The 15,636-nt window shown below is 70.6% G+C and carries 11 protein-coding genes and 1 pseudogene; 7 read left to right on the forward strand and 5 right to left on the reverse strand.

Going from position 1 to position 15,636, the window contains the following annotated elements:
• Positions 1-107: 107 nt before the first annotated feature.
• Positions 108-1,910, forward strand: a complete 1,803-nt coding sequence (locus FS770_RS11175) for an ABC-ATPase domain-containing protein (protein ID WP_145011835.1) — start codon at positions 108-110, stop codon at positions 1,908-1,910.
• Positions 1,911-2,080: 170 nt separating this feature from the next.
• Here FS770_RS11175 and FS770_RS11180 read toward each other — a convergent pair whose 3' ends face one another.
• The gene (locus tag FS770_RS11180; protein WP_145011838.1) at positions 2,081-3,643 is read right to left on the reverse strand and encodes a nucleobase:cation symporter-2 family protein; all 1,563 of its coding nucleotides are present in this window, start codon (positions 3,641-3,643) and stop codon (positions 2,081-2,083) included.
• A 156-nt stretch (positions 3,644-3,799) separates the two neighbouring features.
• Here FS770_RS11180 and FS770_RS11185 point away from each other — a divergent pair, with 156 nt between their 5' ends.
• The gene (locus FS770_RS11185) at positions 3,800-4,303 is read left to right on the forward strand and encodes a phosphoribosyltransferase (protein WP_145011841.1); all 504 of its coding nucleotides are present in this window, start codon (positions 3,800-3,802) and stop codon (positions 4,301-4,303) included.
• A 132-nt stretch (positions 4,304-4,435) separates the two neighbouring features.
• Here FS770_RS11185 and FS770_RS11190 read toward each other — a convergent pair whose 3' ends face one another.
• Positions 4,436-5,668, reverse strand: coding sequence for an acetate kinase (locus tag FS770_RS11190; protein ID WP_145011843.1), 1,233 nt, complete (start codon positions 5,666-5,668; stop codon positions 4,436-4,438).
• On the opposite strand from FS770_RS11190, the gene FS770_RS11195 reads away from it, so the two are divergent.
• A complete protein-coding gene (locus FS770_RS11195; RefSeq protein ID WP_055083564.1) occupies positions 5,667-5,945 on the forward strand; it encodes a hypothetical protein in 279 nt (92 codons plus the stop codon). The genes FS770_RS11190 and FS770_RS11195 overlap by 2 nt on opposite strands.
• A 154-nt stretch (positions 5,946-6,099) precedes the next feature.
• Here FS770_RS11195 and pta read toward each other — a convergent pair whose 3' ends face one another.
• Positions 6,100-8,193 (reverse strand): phosphate acetyltransferase, encoded by a 2,094-nt coding sequence (pta, locus tag FS770_RS11200; RefSeq protein WP_145011846.1) that lies wholly within the window; start codon positions 8,191-8,193, stop codon positions 6,100-6,102.
• Between the two features lie 96 nt (positions 8,194-8,289).
• On the opposite strand from pta, the pseudogene FS770_RS11205 reads away from it, so the two are divergent.
• Both FS770_RS11205 and FS770_RS11210 read left to right on the forward strand, forming a co-directional pair.
• Positions 8,290-8,583: pseudogene (locus FS770_RS11205) on the forward strand (thiamine-binding protein); the annotation flags it as partial.
• A 181-nt stretch (positions 8,584-8,764) separates the two neighbouring features.
• Positions 8,765-9,709, forward strand: a complete 945-nt coding sequence (locus FS770_RS11210; protein WP_145011847.1) for a spermidine synthase — start codon at positions 8,765-8,767, stop codon at positions 9,707-9,709.
• A gap of 25 nt (positions 9,710-9,734) precedes the next feature.
• Here the strand turns inward: FS770_RS11210 and FS770_RS11215 are convergent, their stop codons facing one another.
• A complete protein-coding gene (locus FS770_RS11215; protein WP_186366770.1) occupies positions 9,735-11,195 on the reverse strand; it encodes an NCS2 family permease in 1,461 nt (486 codons plus the stop codon).
• Between the two features lie 226 nt (positions 11,196-11,421).
• Here FS770_RS11215 and FS770_RS11220 point away from each other — a divergent pair, with 226 nt between their 5' ends.
• Positions 11,422-12,861, forward strand: coding sequence for an FAD-dependent oxidoreductase (locus tag FS770_RS11220; RefSeq protein WP_186366771.1), 1,440 nt, complete (start codon positions 11,422-11,424; stop codon positions 12,859-12,861).
• 165 nt (positions 12,862-13,026) lie between these two features.
• Positions 13,027-14,121 carry an LLM class flavin-dependent oxidoreductase gene (locus FS770_RS11225; protein ID WP_145011853.1) on the forward strand — a complete coding sequence of 365 codons (1,095 nt, stop codon included), beginning with the start codon at positions 13,027-13,029 and terminating at the stop codon, positions 14,119-14,121.
• A 38-nt stretch (positions 14,122-14,159) separates the two neighbouring features.
• Here the strand turns inward: FS770_RS11225 and FS770_RS11230 are convergent, their stop codons facing one another.
• Complete coding sequence (locus FS770_RS11230) at positions 14,160-15,521, reverse strand: D-arabinono-1,4-lactone oxidase (protein WP_244944895.1); 1,362 nt, start codon at positions 15,519-15,521, stop codon at positions 14,160-14,162.
• Positions 15,522-15,636 lie beyond the last annotated feature (115 nt).

Here is a 15,636-nt window from a genome sequence, read left to right on the forward strand (position 1 = left end):
CAGCGCTCGCTTGGGCCTGGTCCCCCGGCCCGTTGCTTGTGGGAAACCGCACGGGGAGGCGGCCCTGCCGCGTGCCCCGGCCCCCGCACATGTGGTGCGATGGACCCATGAGCACACCTCGCACGGACCTCTCGCAGACCCTCCCCCGCCTGGATGGCAGCAGCTACAGCGCGTACAAGCAGCTCAAGGGTTTGTGGCGGCTCGGGGAGGTGGAGCTCGTCCTGGACCGCGTGCAGTCGGACCCGTACGCCCCGCCGTCCCTCGCGCGCGTGCGGCTGCCCCTGCGCAGCACGGGGATCCCGAGTGGGCTGATCGCCTCGAAGGACCGACGCGTGGCGGCCGGGGACTTCCTCACCCGGCAGTTCTCCCGTGCCGCCCGTGAGCTGGGCCCGCGCGGTGGCAAGGACTCGGGCGGGATCTCCATCCAGAGCACTGGCCAGGAGATCCTCGAGCGCTCGTCCGTCCTGGTGCCGGACCCCGCGGCCACGGATGCGCACGTGGAGGTGCGCTGCGAGATCGCCCTGCCCGCCGCGGGCCGCCGCATCAGGGGCCATGCCGCGCACCGGCTGCTCACCGAGGTGCTGCCGGGCGTCGTCGAGCGCGCGCTGCGGTACGAGAACCTGGACGCCCACGCCCTGCAGGCCCACGTGACCTCCCACCTGGACGCCCAGCACCTGCGGAAGCAGCTGCCGCAGCGTGGACTCGTGGCGTTCGTCGCGGACAGCGCCGTGCTGCCGCGCGCCTCGGGGCACCGGGACGAACCGCTGGCCCGGGGCGCCGTCCCGTTCGAGACGCCTCCGGAGCTGCGCGTGGAGCTCGAGCTCGAAGACGGGTCGACCGTGAGCGGCATGGGGATCCCCGAGGGCGTCACGGTGGTCGTGGGTGGCGGCTACCACGGCAAGTCCACGCTGCTGCAGGCCCTGGAGCGCGGGGTCTACAGCCACGTGCCTGGCGACGGCCGCGAACGCGTGGTCACCCTGCCGAGCGCCATGTCCGTGCGCGCGGAGGACGGCCGGGCCGTGAACCACACGGACGTCTCGCCGTTCATCAACAACCTGCCCACCGGCGCGGACACCCGCGACTTCAGCACGTCCAACGCCTCCGGCTCCACGTCCCAGGCGGCCGCCACTGTGGAGGCCGTCGAGGCACAGGCGGCGGTGCTCCTGCTGGACGAGGACACGTGCGCCACCAACCTCATGGTGCGGGACGAGCGGATGAGGGCCATGGTTCCGGGCGAACGCGAGCCCATCACCCCGTTCGTGGACCGCGTGGGCGCCCTCTACACGGAGCGTGGGGTGTCTTCCATCCTGGTCACGGGGGGCTCCGGGGCGTTCCTGGACGTCGCGGACCTGGTGGTGGCCATGGACGCCTACCGCGCCGTGGATGTCACCGACCGCGCCCGGCAGGTGGTGCGGGACTTCCCGCGCCCCGAGGACATTTGTCCTGCGGCATCCTTCGGGGAGATCCGCCCGCACGTTCCTGGCGGTGCCTCGGAAGCACCCGGCACGGTCCCGGCCGAACGCGGTGCCACCCCGTCCGGACCAGGTGCCGCGGGGCACGACGCCTCCCGGCCCGGTCCGCGCCATGGCGCCACCCAGCGGGGCGGCAGGGACAAACCCGCTCGCGCTCGCGGTCTCGACACCATCCAGTGGGGCCGCGAGGACGTGGACCTCTCCGCTCTGAGCCAGCTCGTGGACCCTTCGCAGACGGAAGCGATTGCGCGGCTTCTGGAGGAGGTCGAGCGCACGGCCGACGGCCGCACTCCTCTGACCGAGCTGGTGGACGCGGCACTGGAGCGGGTGGTGCGGGACGGACTGGACGCCCTGGCCCACCACCGCGGCCACCCGGGCCATCTGGCCCTGCCCCGTGCGCAGGACGTGGTGGCGGCCTACCACCGGGTGCGCCGATGAGGGGCAGCGCGTGATCTCGGCAGCGGTGTGCGTCCCCTCGTACGGCTGCTCCCTCGGGGCAGAGGAGGGGCAGAAATCCGCGGCGGTGGAGCGCCGGCGGTGCACAGGCCGAGACTCGCGGAGGAGAAGGGGAGGAGAGACGCGCAGGTGGGGAGCGACGTCGTCCGGGGTTAGTTATCCACCGCGCGGCGAATGTCCTCCAGCGAAGTCAGCTCGCCCGCGTTGATGCGTTCGCGCACCGACTCGTACTGCTCCTGGGAGGACGCGAACGGGATCTCTCGCCCCTGGGCGTCCAGCAGGCGGCCGTCCACGAACTGGTCGCCGTCCTGCAGTGCGCCGGCCTCGCGCGGGGAGAGCACCCGCAGCCCCACGGTGTTCATGCCCATGGCCTCGGTGGTGCGCCGGCTGCGGCCCACCTCGTTGAAGAAGAAGTTCAGGAGCAGCGCGGCCACGGCGGCGGACGAGATACCGGAGGAGAAGATGATGCCCACCCAGTCGGGGAACGCGTCGTAGAAGGTGGGGACCACGATTGGGACCATGCCGAAGGACAGGGAGACGGCCACGATGATCAGGTTCATGCCGCCCCGGTAGTCCACGCGGGCCAGCGTGCGGATGCCCGAGGACATCACGGTGCCGAAGAGCACAAAGCCCGCACCGCCCATCACCGGCAGGGGGATGGCGGCGATGACCTGGCCGAGCACGGGCAGCATGCCCAGTAGCACCATGAACACGCCGCCCAGTGCCACCACGTAGCGGCTCTTGACCTTGGTGATCGCCACCAGCCCCACGTTCTGCACGAACGCCGTCTGCGTGAACGAGTTGAACACGGGTGCTACGGCGGAGGAGAGCATGTCCGCGCGCAGCCCGTCCGCGATGCGTGCGGAGTCGATCCGCGAGCCCGTGATCTCGGACAGGGCCAGGATGTCAGCGGTGGTCTCCGCCATGTTCACCAGGATCACAATGCCCATGGCCACGATCGCCGCCATGTGGAACGTGGGCGCACCGAAGTGGAACGGCGAGGGCAGTGCGACCCACGGCCCCTGACCCACCTGCGAAAAGTCCGCCATCCCCGTGGCCCACGCGAGCACTGTGCCGGCCACGATGGCCACAAGGATGGCCAGACGCGAGAGCACGGCACCCCCGAACTTCGAGAGCAGCAGCACGGCGAGCAGGGTGAACCCGGCCAGGCCGATGTTGGCGAGGGAGCCGTAGTCCGGTGCGGCGGCGTCGTCGCCCATGGACCACCCGGCCGCCACCGGGACCAGGGTGACGCCGATGGTCGTGATGATGGAGCCCGTGACCACGGGTGGGAAGAAGCGCAGCACGCGGGCGAAGAACGGTGCCACCAGGAAGCCGAACGCGGAGGCCACCATGATGGAGCCCATCACCGACTGCATCCCGCCACCGGTGGCCAGCACGGAGAGCATCGTGGCGATGCCCGTGAAGGACACCCCCTGCACGAGCGGCAGCTGCGAACCCACCCGCGGCAGCCCCCACGACTGCAGGAACGTGGCGAAACCGCCCACGAACAGGGCGGCAGCCACCAGCAGGGCTGTGGTCGAGGCGTCGTACCCGGCGGCACTGGCCACCACGAGCGGAACAGCGATCAGCCCGCCGTACATCGTCAGGATGTGCTGCACCGCGTACGCCACCGTGCGCCCGGCCCCCAGCCGTTCGTCCTCCGGGCGGGCGACCCGCTCGCCGGGCAGGGTGGACGGTGCTGAACTGGCCATGGGGATCCTCGATCAGGAAGGGCAGGAGGGGACAGGGAAAGTGTAGGCGCGGTGGGACCGGGTTCCGATCTGGGGCAGGGAGGGCAGAGCGACCGGGCGGCACCGTGGGCCGGACGGCTGCACGTGCGTGCCGTGAAAACCGACTAACCTACGGGAATGGCCTTTCACGCGGACTCCACCGAACTGGACAACAAGGAAATCCTGACCTGGGAGGGGTTCGGCGCCGCCAGCCGTGAACTCGCCCAGCAGATCGTGGACTCGGAATTTGTGCCGGACATCATCATCGCGGTGGCGCGCGGTGGTCTGCTGCCCGCCGGGGCGCTGTCCTACGCAATGGGCGTGAAGCTCTCGGACGCCGTGAACGTCGAGTTCTACACGGACGTCCACGAGACCCTTCCGGACCCGGTGCTGCTCGCCCCCATGCTGGACACGGACTCCATCAGCGACAAGAAGGTCCTGGTCGTGGACGACGTCGTGGACTCCGGACGCACCCTTTCCCTCGTCCTGGAGCTGCTGCGCGGCTATGGCGCCGAGTGCCGCTCCGCCGTGGTCTACGAGAAGCCCCGCTCGGAGGTCCGTCCAGACTTCTCCTGGAAGTCCACGGACGAGTGGATTGTCTTCCCGTGGTCCGCGCAGGAGCCGGTGGCCAAGCAGGGCTGATCCGCCCGTCGACGCCGCCCCGCGCGCTGCAGAAGCTCAGCAGGTGCCGTCTACCGAACAGCAGATGGCACCTGCTCCGTTAAAGCACGCGATTGCGGGGGGCGGGGCGTGGGGGTGCTGGTGCGTGAGGTGCTACTTCTTGACCCGCTCCCACACCAGCCCGGCCGTGGCCTCCGCAATGGCCCGCTCCTCGTCCGTGGTCACCACGAGGACCTCGATTGCGGAGGTCTCCGTACTGATGCGGGCCACGTCCCCCCGGGGGGCTCCGTTGAGCGTGGGGTCCAGGGTGATCCCGAGCGCGCCCAGCTGGTCGCACACCAGGGCGCGGAACTCGGGGGAGTTCTCGCCGATGCCCGCGGTGAAGATCAGCGCGTGGGCTCCACCGACTGCCACGTGGTAGCCGCCGATGTACTTCGCCAGGCGGTAGGCGGCCATGTCCAGCGCGATCTGCGCCCGCCGGTCCCCGGAGCCGGCCCGCTGCGCCACGGCCCGCATGTCCGAGTTCCCGCAGACGCCCTGCAGACCGGACTCGTTGTTGAGGATCCGGTTCATGTCCTGGGCGCTCATCCCGGGGTTGCGCTCCAGCATGGCGGTGACCACGGAGGGGTCCAGGTCCCCGCTGCGGGTGCCCATGACCAGTCCGGCCAGGGGGGTGTAGCCCATGGAGGTGTCGTAGGAGCGGCCCTCGCGGATGGCGGTGGCCGAGGCGCCGTTGCCCAGGTGGGCCACCACGGCGTTGAACTGCTCCCGCGGGATGCCCAGGAACTCGCAGGCCTTGCCGGTCACGTAGTCGTGCGAGGTGCCGTGGAACCCGTAGCGGCGCATCCCGTCCATCTCGTACCACTGCTCGGGAATGGCGTAGCGCCAGGCCTTCTCGGGCATCGTGCGGTGGAAGGCGGTGTCGAACACGCACACCTGCGGCATGCCCGGATACGTCTTCTGGATGGCACGCAGCCCGAGGGCGTGCGCGGGGTTGTGCAACGGGGCGAGCGGTGCGAGGCGCTCGATCGCGCGGATGATCTCGTTGTTGACCAGCACGGGCGCGGAGAAGCGCTCGCCGCCGTGGACCACGCGGTGCCCCGCGGCGTCAATGGTGCGCCCGCCGAGCTCCTCGTCCAGGCGACGCGAGAGGATCTGCAGGGCCTGGGTGTGGTCCTTGACGTCCGAGGTGCCGATGTTCTCGATGAGCCCCTTGGTGATCACCTCACCGCCTGCCATGCCCGCGGTGGCCGTGGCGAGGGGGACGTTCTCGTTGATCGCGGGCATGGAGGAGGTGTACACGCTGGGCTCGGAGCCCTCCGGCGTGACCTCCCGCACCTGGTACTTGATGGACGAGGAACCGCAGTTGACGACGAGCACGAGCATGACGAGATCCTCCGGGATCGGCGGGCGGGCGAACACCTCCGATTTTCTCACGGCCCCCCGCTGGGTCCGCCGCGAGTCGGCCACGCCGCAGTGGGCCGGGCAGGGGATACGGCTCAACGCCGTGGTGCCGGGGGTGGTGACCGGCCCCGTGCTGCTGTGGCTCGCGAACCCCGCGAACGCCCACACCACGGGCCAGACCATCGTCTGCGACGGCGGCGCGGACATGGTGCTGCGCGGTGACGACGTCTGGGCCTGGAACGACACGATCCGGGACTGACCCGCCCGGGCAACGCCGTCGTCCCGTGGGGCCCCGCGGACGACGGCGCTCGCGGCCTTCCCGGCGCAGCCCACCGGCGTGCCCCCGGACGCGACACGCGTTGGCGTGACCCCGCCAGTACGACTCCCGGCGCGGCGGGCTCAGCCCCGCGGGCTCACAGCGTCTGCGCCTGGATCGCGGTGATGGCCACCGTGTTGACGATGTCGTCCACGGTGCAGCCGCGGGAGAGGTCGTTCACGGGCTTGCGCAGTCCCTGCAGCACGGGGCCCACGGCCACCGCGCCCGCGGACTGCTGCACGGCCTTGTAGGTGTTGTTGCCGGTGTTCAGGTCCGGGAACACGAACACGGTGGCCTGCCCCGCGACGTGCGAGCCCGGCAGCTTGGACCTGGCTATCGAGGCGTCCACGGCAGCGTCGTACTGGATGGGGCCCTCCACCTCGAAGTCCGGGTTCGCGGCGCGCACGAGCTCGGTGGCCGCGCGCACCCGCTCCACGTCCTCGCCGGAGCCGGAACCGCCGGTGGAGTAGGAGAGCATGGCCACGCGGGGGTCCACGCCGAACTCGCGGGCGGTCTGCGCGGAGGCCAGGGCGATGTCCGCGAGCTGCCGCTCGTCCGGGTTCGGGTTTACAGCGCAGTCGCCGTAGACGAGCACGCGGTCTGCGAGCAGCATGAAGAACACCGAGGAGACGATGTTCACGCCCTCCCGGGTCTTCACAAACTCGAGGGCCGGGCGGATGGTGTTCGCGGTGGTGTGTGCGGCGCCGGAGACCATGCCGTCCACGTCCCCCATCTGGACCATCATGGTGCCGAAGTAGGAGCCGTCCATCATGCGCTCGAGCGCCTGCCCCGTGCTCACGCCCTTGTGGGAGCGCAGCCGCACGTACTCGTCCGCGTACTTCTCGCGCAGGGCGTCGTCGTGCTGGAAGTCCACGAGGTCCAGGCCGTCGGCGTCGAAGTCGAGCTCGATGCCCTCGGACTGCGCGAGCGATCGGACCGTCTCGGGATCGCCCAGCACGGTGAGGTCGCAGAAGTTGCGCCGGTGGATGAGCTCCGCGGCGCGCAGGATGCGGGGGTCGTCGCCCTCGGGCAGCACGATCCGCTTGCGGTCCGCCCGCGCGGACTCCACGAGCTCGTGCAGGAACCGCAGGGGGGTGCGCCGCACGGGCCGCGGCAGGGTGAGCCGCCCCGAGAGCTCGTCGCTGTCCACGTGCTCCGCCCACGCGCCGCGCGCGGCGGCGATCTTGCGGGAGTGCGCGCCGGCCAGGGTGCCGCGCGTGCCGGCCACGGCCTGCGCGGTGGTGAAGGTGTCCCGCTCGGTGGTCAGCACGGGGAACGGAGCCGCGCCCAGCAGCGAGCCCACCGCGCCGGCGGGCCGGAAGCCTCCGGTCAGCAGCATCCCGGCGGGCACCGGCAGCGTGGGCGCCAACGACGACGCCAGGGTTGCCGAGACCACGTCCGTCCGGTCCCCGGGGGTGATCACCAGGTCCCCGTCCGCAATCTGGTCCAGGAAGTTCCCGGCGGTCATCGCGGCCACCTTCACGGCCTTGATGTCGCGGTCCAGGGGCGTGGAGTTGAAGTCCGTGCCGTAGCCCTGGGCATCCACGAGCTCGGCGACGGTGGGGTTCGAGATCGCGGGGATCTCCGGGATCACGTACGCGGGGAGGTTGTGGTTGCCGGGCTTGGCCTCCCGGCGGATCTGCTCCGCCTGCTCCGGGTCCGCGCGGTTGACGATCACGGCGTAGATGTCGCACCCGGCCTGGCGCAGCTCGGTGCGGGTCACGTCGATCGCGTTGAGCACGTCCTTCACACGCCCGGACTCGTGGGCTCCGATCACCGCGGCCACGGAGCAGCCCATGTTGTTGGCCAGGCGGGCGTTGAGGTCGAACTCGGCGGTGACAGCGTTGTGGGCCAGCAGGTCGGTGCCGTCCACGACGATCACATCGCACTCCAGCGCCATCTCGGAGTACACGGCCATGGCGGCGGAGTCGAGGTCGTCGTGCTCACCGGAGGCGAGGATCTCGCGGCAGCGCTCCAGAGACACCGCGCCCCGGCACCGGGAGTCCGGGAGGTCGAAGGTGCGCTTCATGAGCTGCAGGACGGAGTCGTCTTCCGGTGCCGCGCCGTCGAAGACCGGACGAAAGAAACCCAGGGCGTCCGTGCGCTTGAACATGGTGTCCGCGAGGCCCAGTGCCACCAGCGTCTTGCCGCTCCGCGGTGTCATGGCGGAAATGTAGATGCCCTGCGTCATGGAACGTGCTCCCTCGCGATCGGTCGGCTGTGCCTCCAGTCTATGGACCGGGGTGGGGGGGTCGCGCCCGCGCAGTGCCGGTGCCACACTGGTTACATGCTGGTTGCCTTCTCAGTCTCCCCGAGCGGTGGGGACAATCCCGATGCCTCCGTCCACGACGCCGTCGCCGCGGCCGTCCACGTGGTGCGCGAGTCGGGACTGCCCAACCGCACCGACTCCATGTTCACCACCATCGAGGGTGAGTGGGACGAGTGCATGGCGGTGGTCAAGGAGGCCACCGCCGCCGTGGCCGAGTACGGCCCGCGCGTCTCGCTCGTGCTCAAGGCGGACATCCGCCCCGGCCACACCGGTGAGCTCACGGGCAAGCTCGAGCGCCTGGAGTCCGCGCTGCACAGCCACGAACTTGGCCGCTCGAAGGAGCGCCGAGGGATCACCGCAGGGGGTTTCGACGGCGCCGCCGGGCAGGATTCCGACGGCCAGGATTCGGCGGCTCGACGCACTGCAGGCAAGCACGCCGCCGAGCGGAACGAACCGTCCGCGGACGGCCGGCAGTGACCCCTCGCCGCGCTCTGTGAGCAGGAAGGGCCAGAAGAAGAACCGGAAGCAGGCTGCTGAACCCGCGCGGGTGACGTCGTCGGACGCCCCCGGTCTCGTGGAGCGCACCTGGGTCACGGACACCGGCACTGTGGAGCTGCAGCAGGACACGTACGTGCCTGGCGCGTGGGTGCTGCGCGTGAACGGGGTGCCGTCCTCGCACATCGTTCCGGACCACCCGGAGCAGCTGGAGTTCGAGTACATGCGCTGGTTCTCCGCGGTGGCCGAGGAGCACGTCTCTTCCCGCCTGGATCCCACCGCGCTACGCGTGCTGCACCTGGGCGGTGGCGCGTGCTCGATGGCCCGCTACCTCGCGTGGCGCTACCCGCAGGCGCGGCAGGTGGTCGTGGAGCTCGACGCCGCCCTCGCCCGCCTGGTGCGCGAGTGGCTGGACCTGCCCCGCGCGCCCCTGCTGCGGATCCGGGCGGGGGAGGCCCGCGCGGTGACCGAGTCCCTCTCTGAGGGGTCACGGGACCTGGTGATCCGCGATGTCTTCGCCGGTGAGCAGACGCCTGGGCACCTGCGCACACTGGAGTTCGCGCACCACGTGGACCGGGTGATGGCCCCGGCCGGTCTCTACCTGCTCAACGTGGGGGACACCCGCAACCTCAAGGGGACGCGCGCGGAGATCGCGGCGCTGCTGGAGGTCTTCGAGCACGTGGCCGCCGTGGCGGACGCCGCGATGCTCAAGGGCCGCCGCTACGGCAACGTGGTGCTCGCCGCTTCCCACGCACCGCTGCCGCAGGCCGGTTCCGCCGACGCCGCCGCGCTGGCCCGCGAGCTGCTCGTCGGTTCCCTGCCGGCCCAGTACAAGGACACCGCGTGGTGCCGCGAACTGGCCGCCGGCACCCAGCCGTGGCACGACAAGCCGGCGGACCCGGTGCCCGAGGGGCCGGTGGCGGGCGGGGACGACGCCGCGTAGCGCCGTCGTCGTCAGGGAACGGGCGTCAGGCCGCCCAGCCCTCGATGACGCCCACGCCGAAGAACATCACGAAGGCCAGCGCCACCACGTACATCAGCGGGTGGATGTCTTTTGCGCGGCCCTGGACGAGACGGATGAAGACGTAGGAGACGAAGCCCGCGCCGATGCCGTCCGCGATGGAGTAGGTGAACGGCATGACGGCGAAGGTGAGGAAAGAGGGCACGGCCACGCCCCAGTCCTGCCAGTCGATGTCGACGACGTTGCGGGCCATCAGGAAGCCCACGACGACCATGGCGGGGGCCACGGCCTCGAACGGGACCAGGCTGACCAGTGGCGTCAGGAACATCGCAGCCAGGAACAGTGCGCCCGTGACGACGTTCGCGAGACCCGTGCGGGCGCCGTCGGCGATGCCCGTGGAGGACTCCACGAAGATCTGGTTGGAGGACGCGGACCCGGCGCCACCGGCAACGGCACCCAGCGCGTCCACGAGCAGCACACGGTCCACGTGCTCGATCTGGCCGTCCTCGGCCACAAGACCGGCCTGCTGGGAGAGCCCGACCATCGTGCCCATCGCGTCGAAGAACACGGACAGCAGGATGGTGAAGATCAGCAGCAGGCAGGAGATCGCCCCGAGCTGCTGGAACGCCTCCAGGGGCGCCGCCGAGCCGATCAGGGAGAGGTCCGGGAGGCCGAAGAACCCGTCCGGAGTGGCGGGCACCACGAGCGACCAGCCGTGCGGGTTCTCGGTGGAGGATCCCGAGGGTGCCACCGCCTCCAGCACGTGCGCCAGGACGGTGGTGAGCACCACCGAGATCAGGATTCCGCCCTTCACGTTGCGCACCATCAGCGCCACGGTCAGCAGCAGCCCCACCACGAAGGTCAGAGTGGGCCACCCGAAGAGCTGGCCCCCGCTGCCCAGCTGCACGGGCACGGTGGTCCCGGCGGCGTCCGGCATGCGGCGCACGAACCCGGCGTTGACAAAGCCGATCAGGGCGATGAACAGCCCGATGCCCACCACGATGGCCGTCTTCAGCGACGCCGGCACCGCGTTGAACACGGCGGTGCGGAAGCCGGTGAGCACCAGCACCACCATGATCACGCCGGCCCAGATCACCAGGCCCATCACCTCGGGCCACGTGAGCCCTGGGTTGGTGGCGATGGTGACGGCGAGGAACGCGTTTACGCCCAGCCCCGCGGCCATGCCGAACGGGGACCGGGCCCACACGCCCATGACGATGGTCATCACGCCGGCCACCAGGGCCGTCACGGCGGCCACCCGCGCGCCACCCAGGGTGTTGCCCGCCGCGTCCTGGCCGTAGCCGAGTACCAGCGGGTTGAGCACCACGATGTAGCTCATGGCGATGAACGTGGCCACGCCACCGCGGACCTCCCGGCCCACAGTGGAACCGCGCCGGGTGATGGAGAAGAAGCGGTCCAGCCCGCCTCGGGGCTCGCTGCGCTGAGCGGGCGGGGTGGATGACGACATAGGGATCCTCACGGGTGGGCGCGTTCGGGCGCCGAACGGGACGGGTGGGGGATGTTTGTGTAGAAATACTACGACGACGCCGCCCGCGTACCGTGCTGCCCCGCCGGTTCCGCAGGGCGGGGCGCGCATGTGGTGCGGGCGGCCACGCGAGCTCCTCCGCGTGGTTAGGCAAGACTGACCCGCGTTCACTACCGTTGATCCCAGTCCCTGCCAGCACGCGGGATCCGTGTGCGCGTCGAAAGGAGTCACCACCGTGACAACCCCCAGCTCCCGCCCGCTCCGCGTGGCCGTGATCGGTGCAGGCCCCGCCGGCATCTACGCCGCGGACATGATCACCAAGACCGAGGCGGTGCGCGAGGGTGAGATCGAGGTCAGCGTGGACCTCTTCGACCGCTACCCCACCCCCTTCGGCCTCATCCGCTACGGGGTGGCCCCGGACCACCCCCGCATCAAGGGGATCGTCACCGCGCTGCGCTCGATCCTCAGCCGCGGGGACATCCGCTTCTTCGGCAACGTGGAGTACGGCCGGGACATCACCCTGGGTGAGTTCCTGACCCACTACGACGCCGTCATCTTCGCCACCGGCGCCGTCAACGACGCCCCGCTGGACATTCCCGGCGCGGACCTGGACGGCTCCTACGGCGCCGCCCGCTTCGTCGCCTGGTACGACGGGCACCCGGACTACCCCCGCACCTGGCCGCTGGAGGCCAAGGAGATCGCGGTCATCGGCAACGGCAACGTGGCCCTGGACGTTGCGCGTGTGCTGTCCAAGCACGCCGAGGACATGCTTGTCACCGAGATCCCGGAGAACGTGTACGAGGGGTTGCGGAAGTCCCCGGTCACGGACGTGCACATCTTCGGACGCCGCGGCCCCGCCCAGATCAAGTTCACGCCCCTGGAGCTGCGCGAGCTGGCGAAGTCCCGGGACGTGGACATCGTGGTCTACGACGAGGACTTCGAGTTCGACGAGGCCTCCGAGAAGGCCATGGCGGAGAACAACCAGACCAAGGTCATGATGAAGACCTTGCAGAAGTGGCGCGAGGACGACTCGCCCAAGACGGCCTCGCGCCGGTTGCACCTGCACTTCCTGCAGACCCCGGAGGAGATCCTCGGGGACGAGAACGGCAAGGTGCGGGGCATCCGCATGGAGCGCACCCGCCTCAACGGGGACGCATCCGTGACGGGCACCGGAGAGTACACGCAGTACCCGGTGCAGGCTGTCTACCACGCGATCGGCTACCTGGGCTCGCCGCTGCCCGAGCTGCCCTTCGACCCCGAGCGCGGGGTGATCCTCAACGAGGAGGGCCGCGTGGTGGACGCCGACGGCGCCCCGCTGCCCGGCGTGTACGCCACCGGCTGGATCAAGCGCGGACCGGTGGGTCTGATCGGTGCCACCAAGTCGGACGCGCTGGAGACCGTGAACCACCTGATCGAGGACCACGCCTCCCTGGCGGACCCCGAGAACCCCGAGCCCGAGGCCGTGGTGGCGCTGCTCGAGGAGAAGGGCGTGCCCTACACGACGTGGGAGGGCTGGCTCGCCCTGGACGAGCACGAGCAGGGTCTCGGCCAGGCCTCGCAGGACGCCCAGGGCAACCCGCGTGAGCGCGTGAAGGTCGTGGAGCGGGACGAGATGGTGGCGGTCTCCCGCGGAGCTGTCCAGCAGTAGCGCCCATCGGGTCGTCCTCCCCTCCCCTGCACGCCGTTGGGCCGCCGCCTGCCCAGGCGCGCAGTGGGATCGGGTTGTGTGTCCTTGAGTGACGTGACGCATAGGCCTCAGCTCCCTCAGCCGTAGCGTGGCCTGGACCGGACAGCTACGACAGGAGTGTTTCCCATGGCCCCGATTTCCCTCCACTGGTTCCTCCCCACCGCGTCGGATTCCCGCGGCATTGTGGGCGGAGGCCACGGGGCGAGCATTCAGGCCACGGAGACCCTGCGTGGACCGCGTCTGCCCTATTTGGTGCAGGTGGCGCAGGCGGCGGAATACAACGGTTTCGAATCCGTGCTCTCGCCCACGGGCCTGTGGTGCCAGGACGCCTGGTTGACCACGGCCGCCATCTCCCAGCACACGGAAAGACTCAAGTTCCTCGTGGCGTTGCGTCCCGGAGCCATGTCCCCCACCCTGGCGGCCCAGATGGCGGCCACGTACCAGGACCTCACGGGGGGACGGCTCAACGTCAACGTGGTGGCCGGTGGGGAGTCCACCGAGCAGCGCGCCTTCGGAGACTTCCTGGACAAAGACGGTCGCTACGCTCGGACCGGAGAGTTCCTGGACATCGTGTCCCGCCTGTGGGATCACGAGCCACCCTTCGACTACCGAGGTGAGCACCTCGCCGTGGAGCAGGCCAGGCTGGACTTCCCGCCTGCGCCCCGTCCGCAGGTGTACTTCGGGGGTTCCTCCGCAGCTGCGGCCACCGTGGCTGCGGAACACGCGGATGTCTTCCTCACGTGGGGTGAACCACCGCAACAGGCAAAGGAGAAGATCGACCGGATCCGTGAACTCGCAAGGGCACGCGGACGCAGCGTGCGCTTTGGCATCCGTCTGCACACCATTTCGCGGGAGACGTCGGCTCAGGCATGGGCGGTGGCCGAGGGCATGCTCGCGGGCGTGGACGAACGGATGATCCAGGAGCAGCAGGAAGCGCTGCGCCGTTCAGAGTCCGAGGGGCAGCGCCGGATGCTGGATCTGCACGGTGGTTCCGCAACCAAGTTGCAGGTCCACCCCGGCCTGTGGGCAGGAGTGGGCCTGCTGCGTGGTGGAGCGGGGACGGCCATGGTGGGGTCCCACCGGGAGGTGGCCGACCTCATCGCGGAGTATGTTGCCGCGGGCATCGACGAGTTCGTGCTCTCCGGATACCCGTGCCTCGAGGAGGCCTACTGGTTCGGCGAGGGCGTCCGTCCGCTCCTCCAAGCCGACGGTCTGCTCTGAGCAGTGCAGGCTCCGCGCAGGGGCGGAACGAGCGGGCATCAGAGTCCCAGCAGCCTCCGGAGGTGGGGGTTGAGCAGGGTGCCCTGGGGGTCCATGGCGGCGCGCAGGGTGAGGAACTCGTCCCACTGGGTGTAGAGGGGCGCGAGTTCCTCGGCGGTGCGGGTGTGCAGCGTGCCCCAGTGGGGGCGGCCGCCGTGGTCCACGAGGATCTGCTCGGCGGCGGTGAGGAAGGTCTGGCTGGGGCGCCGGCCGTACTGGCGCAGGTTGATCCACCCCGTGTACCGGCCTCCCGCGGGGGAGAGGTGCCCCTGGTCCGGCGGGGAGCAGCGCACGGTCATGGGGAACGCGAGGTCGTACACGTGCGCGTCCACCAGGGTGCGCAGCTCCCGCACCGCGGAGGCGGTGGCCTCCAGCGGCAGGGCGTACTCGGTGGCCACGTAGCGCACCGGGCGGGCCACCGTGAACACGCGGTAGGACACGTCCGTGTAGCGCCGGGAGCTCTCCGCGAGGGACTCGATCCGGTTGAGCCGGCTCACCGCGCGCGGGATCAGGTTCCCGACGCGGCCCAGCCCGGCGGTCAGGGAGGTGCGCAGGACGGCGTCGTCCGCGCGGCGCAGCGCGCGGGAGATGGGCGAGGCGGGGCGCGTGTAGGTGTCCGGGAGGCGGTGCAGCCGGCTCAGGATGCGGGTGTGGGCCACGGTGGTGCCCGGCATCCACGAGAACTCGAAGTGGTCCGCGCCGGACATCCGCTCCTGCATGGTGTCCAGCAGGGATCCGATCGGCTCGCGGAACTCGGCGCAGTGCAGCCGGAAGGCGTTGACGCACTGGAACGTCACGGAGACCACCACGCCCAGCACGCCCAGGTTCACCCGGGCGGCGTCGAGCAGCTCGGGGCGGTGGGTCTCGGAGCAGGAGATCAGCTCGCCCTCCGGGGTCGCGAGGCTCAGCCCGATCACCTGCCCACCCAGGGACGGCTGGCCCAGCCCGGTGCCGTGGGTGCCCGTGGCCAGCGCCCCGCCCACGCTCATGTGCGAGGAGTCCGGGAGGTTGGCCAGCGCCAGCCCGTGCTGCTCCAGGACCACGTTCAGCTCCTGCAGGGTGGTCCCGGCGAACACGGTGACCTGCTGGCGGTCCTCGTCCACGGACACCAGACCCTTGAGCGCGGAGGTGTCCAGCAGCACGCCCCCGGTGGGGACCAGCGGGGAGCAGCTGTGCCCGGACCCGGCGGGGCGCACCGCCACGCCCTGCGAGGCGGCCTCCTGGAGAACCTCCAGCACCTGGTCCGAGTCCGTGGGGCGCACGGTCACGGCCGGCTCGATGCTGAGGTTGCCGCCCCACGACCGCCACGTGCCGCCCCTGACCTGCGCCGTCATGGTGGGGTGCTCGGATCTTGCGCTCACGGTTCGCCTCCGTTCCGGGGGTTCGGCCCCTCGATGTCGTCCTCCGGGACGCGCTGCGTGGAGCACGCCCGGGGCGCGTCCATCATCTCACCGCCTCCGCGGTGTGGGGGGAGCA

It is taken from the genome of Kocuria salsicia (genome assembly GCF_007681555.1).
Classification (GTDB): domain Bacteria; phylum Actinomycetota; class Actinomycetes; order Actinomycetales; family Micrococcaceae; genus Kocuria; species Kocuria salsicia.

What these genes read in the sequence shown, in the direction of transcription:
- FS770_RS11175 (WP_145011835.1), top strand. Translation starts at nt 108, where the DNA reads ATGAGCACACCTCGCACGGACCTCTCGCAGACCCTCCCCCGCCTGGAT.
- FS770_RS11180 (WP_145011838.1), bottom strand. Translation starts at nt 3,643, where the DNA reads ATGGCCAGTTCAGCACCGTCCACCCTGCCCGGCGAGCGGGTCGCCCGC.
- FS770_RS11185 (WP_145011841.1), top strand. Translation starts at nt 3,800, where the DNA reads ATGGCCTTTCACGCGGACTCCACCGAACTGGACAACAAGGAAATCCTG.
- FS770_RS11195 (WP_055083564.1), top strand. Translation starts at nt 5,667, where the DNA reads ATGACGAGATCCTCCGGGATCGGCGGGCGGGCGAACACCTCCGATTTT.
- FS770_RS11190 (WP_145011843.1), bottom strand. Translation starts at nt 5,668, where the DNA reads ATGCTCGTGCTCGTCGTCAACTGCGGTTCCTCGTCCATCAAGTACCAG.
- pta (WP_145011846.1), bottom strand. Translation starts at nt 8,193, where the DNA reads ATGACGCAGGGCATCTACATTTCCGCCATGACACCGCGGAGCGGCAAG.
- FS770_RS11215 (WP_186366770.1), bottom strand. Translation starts at nt 11,195, where the DNA reads ATGTCGTCATCCACCCCGCCCGCTCAGCGCAGCGAGCCCCGAGGCGGG.
- FS770_RS11225 (WP_145011853.1), top strand. Translation starts at nt 13,027, where the DNA reads ATGGCCCCGATTTCCCTCCACTGGTTCCTCCCCACCGCGTCGGATTCC.